Genomic DNA, 13,957 nt, shown 5'->3' with positions numbered 1-13,957 from the left:
GGCGGGGTTTTTAAAAACTATACAATGTCAAAAGTAGAAGATTTTTTAAGCAAAGAAGAAGAACAGGAAATTGTAGAAGCTATTCGAATAGCCGAAAAAAACACTTCTGGCGAAATTAGAGTTCATATTGAGAAAACCACTTCCCTTGATGCATATGATCGCGCCATGGAAGTTTTTCATGAATTGAAAATGGACGAAACAGAACTTCAAAATGGAGTTTTGATTTATCTTGCCGTCGAAGATAAAACCTTTGTGATTTGTGGTGACAAAGGTATCAACGATATTGTTGAAGCTGATTTTTGGAACTGTACTAGAGATGCAATGGTTACTCAATTCAAACAAAACAATTTTAAACAAGGCCTTGTAGATGGAATACTGAGAGCCGGAGACCGATTACAAAAGCATTTTCCTTGGCAAGAAGGCGACACCAACGAATTATCAAACGAAATATCAAAAGGATAAATGATGAAAATTCCAACAAAGAAAAAATCAAATTCGAAAGGAATTTTACAATCCCTGTTCTTATTACTTGTACTTTTTTCGAGCAATTGCATTTTCTCTCAGTTTACAATACCAGAGAAGCCTAGTTTTCAAACCTCGGTTTATGACTATGCCAATGTTTTAAGCCCAGAGGAAAAATCACAACTCGAAGAAAAACTTATCCGATATTCTGATTCAACCTCTACTCAAATTGTAGTCATTACAATAGAGAGCCTAAAAAACGAGGATGTAAGCATACTAGCCACTAAATGGGCGCATACATGGGGTTTAGGACAAGCCAAAGAAGACAATGGAGTTATCATTCTTTTGGCTAAAGCAGAAAGAAAAATAGCTATCAACCCGGGTTACGGCTTGGAAGATCGATTGACTGCAGGAATTGGAGGAGAAATAATTAGAAATATTATCATTCCCGAGTTTAAAGCGGGTAGTTATTACAGCGGATTAGACAAAGGTGCAGACGCTCTTTTTGATGTCTTCAAAGGCAAATACAAAGGCGAACGCAAACAAACCAAAGGAAAAAACTTTCCAATTTTACCTATCATTGTTATTGTGGCCATCGTTTTGTTTTTATTTTCAAGAAATAAAGGAGGCGGTAGCGGAAATTCAGGAAATCATGGCGGAGGAATTGGCTCTAGCCTACTCGATGTCATTATCCTAAGCAGTCTTGGCAGAGGTGGCGGAGGAGGTTTTGGAGGATCTTCAGGCGGTGGCTTTGGAGGCGGTGGCGGAGGCGGCTTCGGAGGCGGTTTTGGCGGAGGCGGATTCTCCGGTGGAGGTTCAAGCGGAGGCTGGTAAAAACATATAAATATAAAAGAGAGTTCAATATGGACTCTCTTTTGTGTTTTAAAAATATCTTTGTTTTGAAAACTGACGCCCTAGCCCAGACAGAAGCGGCATCCTTTCTTGTCCCGATTTTTCATCGGGATTAGAAAGATATAGCGGATGGCTGGATAAAGCTCCTTATACCATTTAAGTTAGAATTTACTACAAAATAAAAGATTTTTCTTAATTAGAAAAAAAAGCATAGCTGGGCTAAAGCTTCTTTTTGATTTGAATAAGAAAGGAAAAAAGATTGTTTTATTACAGTAAACTCTATGCTTAGATAGTAGTAATAAAACAAAAACATTTCTATTTCTTTTGTGCCAAAAATTAAATTTAAAAATTTAAAAAAAAAGCTATATTTGATTCTTTAAAAAAATAATATCTGTTTTTGTATTTGTTGTAAAAACATTAACCCGCCAATATGCTTTCACATAAGACCAAATATGCCCTTAAAGCACTTCTTTACTTAGCACAACAAGATGAAAATCACATTTCAAGAACCATTGAAATTGCAGAAGGTGCTTCAATCCCTAAAAAGTTTTTAGAACAAATACTTTTGGATTTAAAGCGAGGTCACTTTGTAGGCAGCAAGCAAGGAAAATATGGTGGATATTACCTTTTAAAAGACAAAGAAACGATCACATTGGCTGATATTCATCGATTATTTGATGGGGCAATCGCTTTACTTCCCTGCGCCTCTTTAAACTTCTACGAACGTTGCTCGGATTGTGTAAGCGAGTCTGAATGCTCGTTACGACACGGGTTATTAGCTATTCGGGACGAAACTTTGAAAGCCATGCAAGGTATTACAATTGCCTCATTGGTAAAAAAATAAAAAAATATATTTTAAACTCTACTAGTTTTATAGAATTAGTTATATATTTGTCGAAAACGAAATAAACTCAATGAAAACCATCAGAATCTTTTGTCTTTTACTAGTATGTTTTACTTCTAAAGCCCAAACCGAAAAAAATGTAGATCATCAAAGTTTACTTTGGACTCGCTATTACAACCAATTAACAATAAACAACAAATGGTCAGTACATACTGAATTTGACAACCGGATTTTTTTGAATCCGACGAAACAGAATTTGTTTGTAATTCGATTGCAAGGTCGCTACAAAATCAATTCGAATATAGAAGTTGGTGGAGGATTGGTCTATTTCTCAGTAACCACACAAGATCCTGATGTTGCTTTTGATTTTAAAATACCCGAGTACAGAGGACAACAGGATATTACATGGAAACAAGAATTTGGCAACTTTACATTGAACCAACGTTTTCAAGTCGAAGAACGTTTTTTTCAAAATGCAAACAAAGAAGAACTACTGTCGGGAACTACGTTCTTTTGGAGATTCAGATACCGACTTCAAGGAGAATATTCTTGTTGGAAAAAAGAAAACCAATATTTGAAAGTAATTGTGTACGATGAATTGATGATTAATGGTGGTAAAAATATTGTCAAAAACACTTTCGACCAAAACCGAATTTACACTGCGTTGCAATATGGGATCAACAAAAATAGTGCGATAGAATTGGGCTATCTAAAAAGTTTCCAACAACGAGCTAATGGGGTAGATTATTTTGACCGAGATATTATTCGGTTTACCTTATTTCATAAAATAAAACTTAACAAATAGAACAAAAAAAAGTCCCGAATTTCTTCGGGACGTTCTAGTTTTATTTCTCACGAATATAAATATCTATTGGCACTCCTGAGAAGTCCCATTTTTCTCTAATTTTATTTTCAAGGTAACGTTTGTAAGGTTCCTTAACGTATTGTGGCATATTGGCAAAAAACACAAACTGAGGCGTTGGTGTTGGCAACTGCATACAATATTTAATTTTCACATACTTCCCTTTAGTTGCAGGTGGCGGATACGCTTCAATCACTTTCAACATAAACTCATTGAATTTAGAAGTTGCAATATGTTGCTTTCTATTTTCAAAAACCTGAACTGTCGCTTCCAATGCTTTCAATAAACGTTGTTTGGTCAAAGCCGACACAAAAAGAATCGGCACATCTGTAAATGGCATTAATTCTTTTTTGATTTTCTCTTCATAATCACGGGTTGACATCGTTTCTTTTTCTACCAAATCCCATTTGTTTACCAAGATCACAACACCTTTTCGGTTTTTTTCGGCCAACCAAAAAATACTTTGATCCTGACCTTCAAATCCACGGGTTGCGTCTATAATCAAAATACAAATATCCGCATGCTCAATGGCACGAACCGAACGCATCACCGAGTAAAACTCTAAATCTTCTTTGACTTTCGCTTTACGACGAATTCCTGCCGTATCGACCAAGTTGAATTCAAAACCAAAACGGTCAAACTTCGTATCAATAGCATCACGAGTTGTTCCCGCAATATCCGTAACCATAAAACGTTCTTTACCAATCAATGCATTGATAAAACTTGATTTCCCTGCATTAGGGCGACCTACTACAGCAAAACGAGGCAAAACCACTTCTTCTTGCACTGGCTCCGGCTTCACTGGAAAAGCATCAATCAATGCATCCAATAAATCTCCTGTTCCACTTCCGGAAATACTTGCAAAAGTGTAATATTCTCCTAATCCTAGGTTATAAAACTCAATAGCGTCTTTTTCACGCATGGCATTATCCACCTTATTTACAGCCAACAATACTGGTTTTTTCACTTTACGCAAAAGTCTCGCAACAATATCATCCATCGGAGTAATTCCCTCCTCAACATCAACCACAAAAATAATAACATCGGCCTCATCGATAGCCAATTCTACTTGTTTACGGATCTCACCTTCAAAAACATCATCCGATCCGCGAACGTATCCTCCCGTATCAATCACAGAAAACTCTTTTCCGTTCCACTCGCTTTTACCGTAGTTTCTATCTCTGGTTACCCCAGAAACCGAATCTACAATAGCTTCTCTTCTTTGTATCAGCCTATTAAAAAGGGTTGATTTCCCTACATTAGGTCTTCCTACTATCGCAACAATATTGTTCATAATATAAATTAAAACATTAATTTTTCCCGAATACTGATTTCCAGTTTCGGGTTGCAAAGGTAGTGTTTAAAACCATGATTATCAATTTTTTTGGTATATTAGCGCAACCTTATCAACTTAACTACTTCATTTCTATAATTATGGGCACCAACAATGAGATCCGTTTGCGTTTGCGATTCTACAAAGATGTCAATCAAGACATCGATTCTCTGCGTCAAAAGTTCATACTATTTATAAACACCAATTCTCCTGATTACGCATTAAAAATAAAAGAATACCACATTTGGATCAACATTAAAGGCACAAAAAAAGCCTATTGGTCACCGCATCTGCATCTCGAAATGGAATCCAAAGGCGATAACCAAACCCACATTCGAGGTTTATTTGGTCCCGACCCCGATCTATGGACCTTTTTTATGTTCTTACACTTTATGATAGCGGGAACTTTCATCATTTTTAGTGGGATTGCTTATTCTCATTACATTATAAAAGAATCTACAATGGGCGATTTCGTCGTGATGTCTCTCATGGTTTTTGCGTGGTTCTTACTCTACGTCATCGCCAAACAAATCCGAAGTAACGGCGAAAAACAAATGAACGATATCGAAAAAGTATTTTTAGAAATTATAGAATCCTAATAATAAGAAGCCAATCCAGCTCTCCATTGCAACTCCTCGCTCAAAAAGGAGTTGTTTCAATGCGCTTGCTCGAGCTTCTTGCAGTCGCTCAGCAACCACAGGAACAACAACCCTTTTTCACTGTGGGGTTTCCATTTCGATCTGGGCTAAAAAAAATCAGCATTAGAACAAAATTCCAATACTGATTTTATATTTATTTCGCTTTAAACTTTACTATCAAACCATTTCACCGATTCCAAAAACATCCGTAAAAAACCGTTTAACACTTACAATCTGTGGCAAAAAAAAATCAGCATTAGAGACAAACTCTAATACTGATTTTTACTATTTTATTTTTCAACTTTTAACAAGTCCACAAATTCACTGAATACTAAAAATCTGAACATTGAACACTACTTATTGATTATACCCAAAACGCTTCAACATATTTGCATTGCTTCTCCAGTTTTTATTCACTTTTACGTACAACTCAATATGGATTTGTTTTCCGAAGAATTTCTCCAAATCGGCACGAGCATCCATTCCTACTTTTTTCAATGCAGCCCCTTTGTGGCCAATAATGATTCCTTTTTGAGTATCGCGCTCCACCATAATCAAAGAACGAATGCGGATGATATTCTCATCTTCAAAAAATTCTTCGGTTACAATTTCAACTGCGTACGGAATCTCCTTACTGTAGTTCAATAATATTTTTTCACGGATTGTTTCGTTTACAAAGAAACGCTCCGGTTTGTCTGTTAATTGATCTTTTGGATAATACGCTGGCGATTCCGGCAATAATGAAATGATTCTCTGAAAAACTTCAGGAACATTAAAATTCTGCAAAGCCGAGATTGGATAAATTTCGGCATTTGGAACTTTAGCAGTCCAAAACGCCACTTGCTCTTCCAACTGAGCTTGATTTGAATTGTCTATTTTATTTAACAATAACAACACTGGAATTTTTGAATGGATGATTTTATTAAAAAAAGCTTCGTCTTTCAATTCCTGCTCCCCAATCTCTACCATATAGATTAAAACATCAGCATCCTCAAAAGCGGATTTTACGAAGTTCATCATCGATTCCTGCATTTCGTAGGCCGGTTTGATGATTCCTGGCGTATCCGACAAAATCATTTGAAAATCTTCTCCGTTTACAATCCCCAGAATTCTATGACGTGTTGTTTGTGCTTTTGACGTTATAATGGACAACCTTTCACCAACAAAGGCGTTCATTAGTGTTGATTTTCCAACGTTTGGATTCCCTATGATGTTTACAAAACCTGCTTTATGTGACATTTCTACTTAAATTTATGGTGCAAAGGTAGTCATATCAAGTCAATAGATAAAATAAAACATTTTTTAAATTTTTTGTTGAAAGTGTTGTTTTTCGTCGTATATTTGCACCCGAAACAACGCGGGATAGAGCAGTAGGCAGCTCGTCGGGCTCATAACCCGAAGGTCACAGGTTCGAGTCCTGTTCCCGCTACTAAGTTAATTTATTGAAATTACAAACGCACATCGCGGGATAGAGCAGTAGGCAGCTCGTCGGGCTCATATCCGCCGCGGCGGACACAGATTCAACTTCATTTACAGCTACTAAGAATTTCAATAAAATACAAAACGCACATCGCGGGATAGAGCAGTAGGCAGCTCGTCGGGCTCATAACCCGAAGGTCACAGGTTCGAGTCCTGTTCCCGCTACTAGAAAAGCTTCAGAGAAATCTGAAGCTTTTTTTCATTTACAATACTTTATTATGGACGAATTCGTTGTTTACATTTTATATTCCGAAAAATTCAATAAGAATTACACTGGTTTCACGTCCAATTTAATGGAACGGTTCAAATCCCACAATCACTTAGGCACTAAAGGCTATACCTTACAATTCAGACCATGGAAAGTTATTCATGTTGAATTTTTCAATTCCAAAACCGAAGCCATGAAAAGAGAAAAGCAATTAAAATCTGGCATAGGAAGGGAATTTATTCAAAATCTCATTCAGAATTTATAAAAAAGGAGGGCTCATATCCGCCGCGGCGGACAAAGGTTCGAGTCCTGTTCCCGCTACTAGAAAAGCTTCACAGTATTGTGAAGCTTTTTTTCATTTACAATACTTTATTATAGACGAATTCGTTGTTTACATTTTATATTCCGAAAAATTCAATAAGAATTACACTGGTTTCACGTCCAATTTAATGGAACGGTTCAAATCCCACAATCACTTAGGCACTAAAGGCTATACCTTACAATTCTGACCATGGAAAGTTATTCATGTTGAATTTTTCAATTCCAAAACCGAAGCCATGAAAAGAGAAAAGCAATTAAAATCTGGCATAGGAAGGGAATTTATTCAAAATCTCATTCAGAATTTATAAAAAAGGAGGGCTCATATCCGCCGCGGCGGACACAGGTTCGAGTCCTGTTCCCGCAACTAGAAAAGCTTCAGAGAAATCTGAAGCTTTTTTTCATTTAAAATACTTTATTATGGACGAATTCGTTGTTTACATTTTATATTCCGAAAAATTCAATAAGAATTACACTGGCTTCACGTCCAATTTAATGGAACGTTTCAAATCCCACAATCATTTAGGCATTAAAGGCTATACCTTAAAATTCAGACCATGGAAAGTAATTCATATTGAATTTTTTATTTCCAAAACCGAAGCCATGAAAAGAGAAAAGCAATTAAAATCTGGCATAGGAAGGGAATTTATTCAAAATCTCATTCAGAATTTATAAAAAAGGAGGGCTCATATCCGCCGCTGCGGACACAGGTTCGAGTCCTGTTCCCGCTACTAGAAAAGCTTCAGAGAAATCTGAAGCTTTTTTTATACCACAAAACTAAAGTGCTTGCTTCGCTCCTTCATTTTTTATCTTTTGCACTTCTTTTCATAATCTTTTAAAATTAAACACTCTTAATTAAAAAAAAATAAAAATAAAAAACACAACAGTCCAAAAACCATTGTGCTTTTCTAAAAACAACTAACTAATTTTATCTAATTACAGGCTTAATTTATAATTTTAAAATATTATTCATCTGCTGCCAATACTCCTTTTGACGAATTGGACACTTCCATTTGATAAGCTACACCCGATTCATTTACCATAGTGAGATTAAAATCCTCTTTCTGTATTAAAGCTTTAGGTACTACTCCCGAAAACGAATTGTATGCCAAGTTCAAATTTTTCAAATTTTCCATTTTTACCATGTTAAACGGAATTTGACCATTTAGTTTATTATCAAACAAACTTAAATTTTCTAGGGATTCCAAATTTTCTACATTCCAACTAATGCTTCCAGAAAAATTATTACTGCACAAAATAAGTTGTTTTAAATTTTTTAACTGATATAGCGAATCTGGTAGATCTCCTGACAACTTATTATTGAATAGCGAAACAGTTTCCAATTCTTTTAAATTTCCAATTTGAGTCGGTAATTCGCCTGATAGGTTATTCATGAAAAGATTCAAGGTTTTCAAGTGTGGTATTTCGCAAATGGAATTCGGAATTTCACCCGACAATTTGTTAAAAGAAAGATCCAAAACTCTCAGGTTATTTAATTTCCCGATAGTACTTGGTATTTTTCCTGAAATTTGATTTTTAAAAAAATTCAGTTCTACCAAATCTTTCAAATTAGTTATTCCATCTGGCAATGTACCCACTAAATTATTATTGGTCAGAACAATACCGACCACTTTATCATTTTCAACCTTTATACCATACCAAGTTTCAACAGGAGCTTTTAAATCCCATTTTGTTTTCCAATGCAAACCGTCAGTAGACTTATACAATTGCATTAATACCTTTTTATCTGAAACAGATACATTTGCCATTATCGACAACGAAAAGGCAACAGTAAGAAATAATGTAACGCTATTTTTCATGATCTATATATTTAAACAACAGATTAAAAGTAAAATAAATTAATTTTAAATGCAAATTTTACCGATGAAATACACTTTTATTTTATTTTTATATGTAATTTATTACTTTATAATCGTCAAATATCATTTAAAATTATATCAAGTAAAAGCATCAGAACTATTATTTTTGTTATTATAGAAAATAATGAAATTCCCCCCCCACAAAAAAAAGACTGGTCAAATTGAGCAGTCTTTTTATACATTTAATAAACAGGTTTATATTGCAAACAAACCTTGCTTGTGAGCATTGTACAAAACCAAATCATAAGGAACTAAATTAGGTGCCACTTTCTCAGAAGTAGCATTCAATTTGATACCATTGTGTTTTCTAAACAAGTAAATTTCTTTTAGACAATTTGACAAACTCTGATGAATTAATGTCGTAAAAATTGGCAACTGATTGTCGGCTACCAATAAGTCAATTTGGTAATTTGAACTGCTTTTTGATAGATTGTTTCCGATTATTCTTAAAGTGAATAGTGTCGGAATTCCATTTTGTTCACCTTGATACTGTACTACCATATTATTTAAGATTAAAGTGTGGTTAAATTAATTTTTATAGTTTTCAACTCTTGATTGATTAAATTCTGAATTAAAGTTATAAAAAAAAACAAAACTGATATATAAACAACCATTAAATTATCAAAACTTTATAAAATAAATCCTTAATGAAAATTTACACAACCATAGTTAAGAACAATACTCCTAAAATAAAAACGAAAAACCCTGTAAAGTATGAAGTTACAGGGTATTCTAACTAAATGTATTAAAACAAACAACTTTCTTTATATTTCTAATCTTTAAATTAGAACATTACTCTTTTATTACAGGAAGAGAAAAAACATTTCCTATTTCATTTCGCATAGTCAAATTCAATTTATCCAATACTGCCAATTTATTAGACACTAAACCAGAAAACAAATTATAAGAAATATTCATTTTTTTTAAATGTACTAATTTCTCTAATTCCAATGGAACCTTTCCTTTAAAATCATTATCAAAAAGGTGAAGATTTTCTAATAACACCATATTACTTATTGCCGGACTTAATGGACCAGAAAATTTATTACTATACAAAGAAAGCGATTTCAACGCTTTTAAATTGTAGAAAGAAACAGGCAATTGTCCTTTAAAAGAATTCTCATAAAGAGAAAAATTTTCTAAGTTCGTAAGTTTACCTATTTGTGGAGGCAGTTCTCCAGACAAAATATTTCGATCTAATGCGAGCACTTTTAAATTTGAAAGTGTACAAATAGAAAGAGGCATAAAACCTGTCAATCTACAATTGGAAAGATCTAAAACCGTCAATGATTTTAAATTACCAATATTAAGAGGTATCTCTCCATTTATTAAATTGAACCCTAGATCCAACTCTTGCAAATTCAGCAAGTCACTAATCTCAACAGGAATTCGTCCAGATAGATTATTACCTTTTAACTTTAAAGAAACTACCTTATCATCTACTACTTTTACTCCATACCATTTATCCATTGGTAATGAAAGATCCCACTTCTTTATCCACTTACTCCCATTGGTAGTTTGATTTAGTTTTATCAAAATATCCTTTTCAGCTTGTGATACAGTAGCAAAAACAGAAAGTGAAAAAAAGACCGATAATAGTAAAGTAATTTTTTTATTCATTTGCTTTGCTTAAAATTCATTACATCAAAAATACTTAAAAAGTTCGCTAATAAACAAAATAAATCGGCGAATTAACAAATTTAATTTTTTAGGAAGTACTTATCTTACTAAAAAATAATAATGTTTAAAAAAAAACCAATTCATTCACCAACATTAAAACCAAACCATTCCTAACCAACTAACTTTTAAATTAAGCAGAATCTTATTCGTCTACAGCTAAAACACCATACTCATTATCAGAAACTTTCATTTTAAATGCAACTCCAGTTTCAATTAGCATTGTTAAATTAAAATCATCTTTTTGAGCTAATGCTTTAGGTACCATTCCCGAAAATGAATTATAAGATAAGTTTAGGGTTTTTAAATTGTCCAGTTTAACTAGATTAAAAGGAATCTGTCCATTTAAATTATTATCAAACAAACTCAAAGATTCCAACGAGCTTAAATTATCAATATCCCAACTTATATATCCAGAAAATTTATTACTACTTAATATCAATTGTTTTAAATTCTTTAAATCATAAAGCGAAACAGGAAGTTGCCCTGATAATTCATTATTAAATAAAGAAACAGTTTCTAATTCTTTTAAGTTTCCAATTTCACTAGGAAGTTCTCCAGTAAGATTATTCATAAAAAGCATTAATTTATTCAAATGTGTTATTTCACAAATTGAAACTGGAATAGAACCTGATAATTTATTAAAAGAAAGATTCAATTCTTTTAAGTTTTTTAATTGTCCAATATTATTTGGTATTTGTCCAGAAATTTTATTTTTAAATAAATTTAACTCTTCTAAATTCTTAAGACCAATTAATTCCACAGGCAAATTTCCATTCAAATTATTATTGGATAAATTAATAGCAATTACTTTATCATTTTGTATTCTAACTCCGTACCAAGTTTCTATTGGTGTACTCAAATCCAATTTTACTTTCCATTGCTCACCAGCAGTTTGCTGATGTAATTTTATCAAACTATTTTTTTCAGCATTGGATATTGAGGCCAACAATGAAACAGAATAGCTAAGAGTTAAAAATAAAGTTATTATATATTTCATGATAATTTGTTTTCATCAAGGGAAACAAAAGTCATGCCAAAATTAAGGTTAATGACTTATTTTATAGATATACTACACTTAAACACATTATTCATACGTATTCATTTACTTTTATTATATATTTAAGTTTTCTAAAAAATGAGTACATTTGATTGAATAACCTTAAAACCTTTAATTATGGAAATGAATTGGATTGCAATTTTAGTAAGTGCATTGACAACATTAATAGTTGGATTTGTTTGGTATCACCCAAAAGTATTTGGAACTGCTTGGATGAAAGAAACGGGGCTTACACAAGAGGAATTAGCAAAAGGAAATATGCTAAAGATATTTGGCTTGACCTTTATTTTCTCTCTTTTTATCGTTATAATCGAAATGTCATTAACAATTCATCAAACTGGTGCAATGGGAATGATCGGTGGTCCGAATAAATTAAACGAAGCTTTACCCTCTTTTAAAGCTTTTATGGCTGATTACGGATCTGCTTTTAGAACGTTCAAGCACGGCGCATTACATGGATTAATGTCTGGTTTATTATTTGCTTTTCCGATGATAGCTATAAACGGTTTGTTCGAAAGAAAATCTTGGAAATATATTTTGATACATGCAGGTTATTGGTTAGTTACCCTAACCATTATGGGGTCCCTAATTTGCGGTTGGGTATAAATTAAAAAATATTAAAGCCTTATTTCTAAATGTTTTAGAAATAAGGCTTTATAAATTTAAAACAAACTTTCAATTTGACTGGCTAACTCAAAATCTTTGTCGGTAACACCTCCAGAATCATGAGTTGTCAAGCGAATATTTACTTTGCTATAGACATTAAACAATTCGGGATGATGATTCATTTTTTCTGCCAAGACACCCATTTGCACAATAAAACCGAGTGCTTGATTGAAATTCTTAAATTTAAATTGCTTTTCAATTCCGTTATCTTTGAATTCCCAACCTTTCAAATTTTCCAACAAGATTTCCCCTGATTCTTTTGTATATGTTTTCATTCTTTTATTAGTTTATATAAAGTTAGATAAATTATAACAATTCCAATTAAAATTAACTTTATTGATTAATTTTGAAAAAAAAATCAACCAACTTTTTTGGAAACAACTCTTTCTCATCAAATTTACGAAACCAAATCCCAACTTCCTGAAAATTGGAATAATCTGGGCAGTAAAAATATTTTTTTATCCAAAGAATATTTCGAAATATTAGAAAAATCGGCACCAACAAATATGATTTGTCATTATATCGGTCTGTTTAAAGCCGAAGAACTTGTTGGTATTGCAATTTCTCAGTTTTTAGATTTAAATCACTTAGAATCTTTTGGAGACAGAGACAAATGCTACAAAGCCACTATTCGGAATTTAATTTTAAAGAACTTTGCCTCTCATATATTAATTTTAGGAAATAATATGTTAACAGGTCAAAACTCTTTTGTTTTTTCGGATACTATAACTACTAATGAAGGTCTTATTGCACTAAAAAAAGCAACTGATGCATTAAAATTTAAATTTAAATCTTCGGGAAAGAAAGTTCACATTACAACTTATAAAGATTACGATCAAAAAACTGCGAAAAATTTTGAAAATGAAATATTTGATAAAAACTACAAATATTGCATACAACCAAATATGAACTTTACCATTCGCGACCAATGGAAAACAGAACAAGATTATATTGATTCCTTAACAAAAAAATACAGAGATCAATACAAAAGAGCACGTAAAAAAGGAGACGGAATTGAGAAAAGAAAATTACACTTGGAAGAAATAATTAAGTATGAAGATACTATTTACTACTTATACCATCATGTTGCAAAAAGCGCACCTTTTAATACTTTTTTTCTAACCAAAAATCATTTTAGAATATTAAAAGAAATATTTAATGATAAATTTTTATTTTATGGCTATTTTATAAATGAGGAACTTATTGGATTCAATACTTTGATCAAAAATGGAAATTCAATAGATACCTATTTTTTAGGATATGATGATTCTATTCAAAGAGAAAAAATGTTGTATCTAAATATGCTTTACGATATGATTGGATATTCCATTAACAAAGGATTTAATGAAATTGTTTTTTCTAGAACGGCATTGGAAATCAAAAGTTCGGTAGGTGCAACTCCTATTGAAATGTATGGTTTTATGGAGCATAATAATAAACAGATTAATAAATATGTCCCTAAAATATTCCCTAGGTTGGAGCCAGAAGTGGTTTGGCAAGAAAGAAATCCTTTTAAAGAGTAATTAAATTTCAATTTAAAATATAGAGCATAGAGAAAAGAATAAAGATTTTGTGTTTTAGTTTAAAAAACAAAAGCAAAAATAGTGACTAATTGACAAACTTCTGCTTTCGTTTAGATAATAAACCAAAATCTTTCAAGAACAATTTTGTGTCAATA

At 32.5% G+C, this 13,957-nt stretch carries 17 protein-coding genes and 2 tRNA genes; 12 read left to right on the top strand and 7 right to left on the bottom strand.

All coding sequences use genetic code 11. The annotated features are described in order from the left end of the window. Window positions 1-24: 24 nt before the first annotated feature. The 4 genes from AC8GF4_RS03025 (at window position 25) to AC8GF4_RS03010 (ending at window position 2,963) form a co-directional block, all read left to right on the top strand. Entirely contained in the window at window positions 25-462 is a 438-nt protein-coding gene (locus AC8GF4_RS03025; RefSeq protein ID WP_506592640.1) for a TPM domain-containing protein, read from the top strand. After that, entirely contained in the window at window positions 463-1,296 is an 834-nt protein-coding gene (locus tag AC8GF4_RS03020) for a TPM domain-containing protein (protein ID WP_506592639.1), read from the top strand. Window positions 1,297-1,744: 448 nt separating this feature from the next. Continuing rightward, on the top strand, window positions 1,745-2,158 hold the full coding sequence (locus tag AC8GF4_RS03015; protein ID WP_506592638.1) for an RrF2 family transcriptional regulator: 414 nt from the start codon (window positions 1,745-1,747) through the stop codon (window positions 2,156-2,158). A 70-nt stretch (window positions 2,159-2,228) separates the two neighbouring features. Further along, a complete protein-coding gene (locus AC8GF4_RS03010; protein ID WP_506592637.1) occupies window positions 2,229-2,963 on the top strand; it encodes a DUF2490 domain-containing protein in 735 nt (244 codons plus the stop codon). Between the two features lie 40 nt (window positions 2,964-3,003). Here the strand turns inward: AC8GF4_RS03010 and der are convergent, their stop codons facing one another. Next, window positions 3,004-4,314 (bottom strand): ribosome biogenesis GTPase Der, encoded by a 1,311-nt coding sequence (gene der, locus AC8GF4_RS03005; RefSeq protein WP_506592636.1) that lies wholly within the window; start codon window positions 4,312-4,314, stop codon window positions 3,004-3,006. A 74-nt stretch (window positions 4,315-4,388) separates the two neighbouring features. Between der and AC8GF4_RS03000 the strand changes: the two genes are divergently transcribed. Further along, on the top strand, window positions 4,389-4,952 hold the full coding sequence (locus AC8GF4_RS03000) for a hypothetical protein (protein WP_506592635.1): 564 nt from the start codon (window positions 4,389-4,391) through the stop codon (window positions 4,950-4,952). Window positions 4,953-5,348: 396 nt separating this feature from the next. On the opposite strand, the gene era is transcribed toward AC8GF4_RS03000, so the two are convergent. Further along, window positions 5,349-6,230 (bottom strand): GTPase Era, encoded by an 882-nt coding sequence (era, locus tag AC8GF4_RS02995; RefSeq protein WP_506592634.1) that lies wholly within the window; start codon window positions 6,228-6,230, stop codon window positions 5,349-5,351. A 117-nt stretch (window positions 6,231-6,347) separates the two neighbouring features. Here era and AC8GF4_RS02990 point away from each other — a divergent pair. The 5 genes from AC8GF4_RS02990 to AC8GF4_RS02970 all read left to right on the top strand — a co-directional run bounded on the left by AC8GF4_RS02990 (window position 6,348) and on the right by AC8GF4_RS02970 (window position 7,671). Further along, window positions 6,348-6,420: transfer RNA gene (locus AC8GF4_RS02990), tRNA-Met, on the top strand. Window positions 6,421-6,562: 142 nt separating this feature from the next. Then, window positions 6,563-6,635 (top strand) — tRNA-Met (locus AC8GF4_RS02985). Window positions 6,636-6,688: 53 nt separating this feature from the next. Next, window positions 6,689-6,943: a GIY-YIG nuclease family protein gene (locus AC8GF4_RS02980; protein WP_506592633.1), complete on the top strand. Its 255-nt coding sequence runs from the start codon at window positions 6,689-6,691 to the stop codon at window positions 6,941-6,943. After that, window positions 6,924-7,187: a GIY-YIG nuclease family protein gene (locus tag AC8GF4_RS02975; RefSeq protein WP_506592809.1), complete on the top strand. Its 264-nt coding sequence runs from the start codon at window positions 6,924-6,926 to the stop codon at window positions 7,185-7,187. Before AC8GF4_RS02980 ends, AC8GF4_RS02975 begins: the two co-directional genes overlap by 20 nt. Window positions 7,188-7,416: 229 nt before the next feature. Continuing rightward, a complete protein-coding gene (locus AC8GF4_RS02970) occupies window positions 7,417-7,671 on the top strand; it encodes a GIY-YIG nuclease family protein (protein WP_506592632.1) in 255 nt (84 codons plus the stop codon). A gap of 290 nt (window positions 7,672-7,961) precedes the next feature. On the opposite strand, the gene AC8GF4_RS02965 is transcribed toward AC8GF4_RS02970, so the two are convergent. The 4 genes from AC8GF4_RS02965 to AC8GF4_RS02950 all read right to left on the bottom strand — a co-directional run bounded on the left by AC8GF4_RS02965 (window position 7,962) and on the right by AC8GF4_RS02950 (window position 11,553). Beyond that, the gene (locus AC8GF4_RS02965; protein ID WP_506592631.1) at window positions 7,962-8,816 is read right to left on the bottom strand and encodes a leucine-rich repeat domain-containing protein; all 855 of its coding nucleotides are present in this window, start codon (window positions 8,814-8,816) and stop codon (window positions 7,962-7,964) included. Between the two features lie 255 nt (window positions 8,817-9,071). After that, window positions 9,072-9,377, bottom strand: coding sequence for a hypothetical protein (locus AC8GF4_RS02960; protein WP_506592630.1), 306 nt, complete (start codon window positions 9,375-9,377; stop codon window positions 9,072-9,074). A gap of 291 nt (window positions 9,378-9,668) precedes the next feature. Next, on the bottom strand, window positions 9,669-10,496 hold the full coding sequence (locus tag AC8GF4_RS02955) for a leucine-rich repeat domain-containing protein (RefSeq protein ID WP_506592629.1): 828 nt from the start codon (window positions 10,494-10,496) through the stop codon (window positions 9,669-9,671). A 202-nt stretch (window positions 10,497-10,698) separates the two neighbouring features. Next, window positions 10,699-11,553 carry a leucine-rich repeat domain-containing protein gene (locus AC8GF4_RS02950; protein WP_506592628.1) on the bottom strand — a complete coding sequence of 285 codons (855 nt, stop codon included), beginning with the start codon at window positions 11,551-11,553 and terminating at the stop codon, window positions 10,699-10,701. Window positions 11,554-11,730: 177 nt separating this feature from the next. Between AC8GF4_RS02950 and AC8GF4_RS02945 the strand changes: the two genes are divergently transcribed. Continuing rightward, on the top strand, window positions 11,731-12,219 hold the full coding sequence (locus AC8GF4_RS02945) for a DUF1761 domain-containing protein (protein ID WP_506592627.1): 489 nt from the start codon (window positions 11,731-11,733) through the stop codon (window positions 12,217-12,219). 56 nt (window positions 12,220-12,275) lie between these two features. Here the strand turns inward: AC8GF4_RS02945 and AC8GF4_RS02940 are convergent, their stop codons facing one another. Continuing rightward, window positions 12,276-12,554, bottom strand: a complete 279-nt coding sequence (locus tag AC8GF4_RS02940) for a 4a-hydroxytetrahydrobiopterin dehydratase (RefSeq protein ID WP_506592626.1) — start codon at window positions 12,552-12,554, stop codon at window positions 12,276-12,278. A 96-nt stretch (window positions 12,555-12,650) separates the two neighbouring features. Between AC8GF4_RS02940 and AC8GF4_RS02935 the strand changes: the two genes are divergently transcribed. Beyond that, window positions 12,651-13,802, top strand: coding sequence for an 8-amino-7-oxononanoate synthase (locus tag AC8GF4_RS02935; protein WP_506592625.1), 1,152 nt, complete (start codon window positions 12,651-12,653; stop codon window positions 13,800-13,802). The last annotated feature ends 155 nt before the right edge of the window (window positions 13,803-13,957 follow it).

The organism is Flavobacterium rarum (SeqCode), assembly GCF_965234445.1.
Taxonomy (GTDB): Bacteria; Bacteroidota; Bacteroidia; order Flavobacteriales; family Flavobacteriaceae; genus Flavobacterium; species Flavobacterium rarum.
This window is presented reverse-complemented; position numbering and strand designations above follow the sequence as displayed.

Coding starts and splice junctions, on each gene's coding strand:
- AC8GF4_RS03025 (WP_506592640.1), top strand. CDS start 25: ATGTCAAAAGTAGAAGATTTTTTAAGCAAAGAAGAAGAACAGGAAATT.
- AC8GF4_RS03020 (WP_506592639.1), top strand. CDS start 463: ATGATGAAAATTCCAACAAAGAAAAAATCAAATTCGAAAGGAATTTTA.
- AC8GF4_RS03015 (WP_506592638.1), top strand. CDS start 1,745: ATGCTTTCACATAAGACCAAATATGCCCTTAAAGCACTTCTTTACTTA.
- AC8GF4_RS03010 (WP_506592637.1), top strand. CDS start 2,229: ATGAAAACCATCAGAATCTTTTGTCTTTTACTAGTATGTTTTACTTCT.
- der (WP_506592636.1), bottom strand. CDS start 4,314: ATGAACAATATTGTTGCGATAGTAGGAAGACCTAATGTAGGGAAATCA.
- AC8GF4_RS03000 (WP_506592635.1), top strand. CDS start 4,389: ATGATTATCAATTTTTTTGGTATATTAGCGCAACCTTATCAACTTAAC.
- era (WP_506592634.1), bottom strand. CDS start 6,230: ATGTCACATAAAGCAGGTTTTGTAAACATCATAGGGAATCCAAACGTT.
- AC8GF4_RS02980 (WP_506592633.1), top strand. CDS start 6,689: ATGGACGAATTCGTTGTTTACATTTTATATTCCGAAAAATTCAATAAG.
- AC8GF4_RS02970 (WP_506592632.1), top strand. CDS start 7,417: ATGGACGAATTCGTTGTTTACATTTTATATTCCGAAAAATTCAATAAG.
- AC8GF4_RS02965 (WP_506592631.1), bottom strand. CDS start 8,816: ATGAAAAATAGCGTTACATTATTTCTTACTGTTGCCTTTTCGTTGTCG.
- AC8GF4_RS02960 (WP_506592630.1), bottom strand. CDS start 9,377: ATGGTAGTACAGTATCAAGGTGAACAAAATGGAATTCCGACACTATTC.
- AC8GF4_RS02955 (WP_506592629.1), bottom strand. CDS start 10,496: ATGAATAAAAAAATTACTTTACTATTATCGGTCTTTTTTTCACTTTCT.
- AC8GF4_RS02950 (WP_506592628.1), bottom strand. CDS start 11,553: ATGAAATATATAATAACTTTATTTTTAACTCTTAGCTATTCTGTTTCA.
- AC8GF4_RS02945 (WP_506592627.1), top strand. CDS start 11,731: ATGGAAATGAATTGGATTGCAATTTTAGTAAGTGCATTGACAACATTA.
- AC8GF4_RS02940 (WP_506592626.1), bottom strand. CDS start 12,554: ATGAAAACATATACAAAAGAATCAGGGGAAATCTTGTTGGAAAATTTG.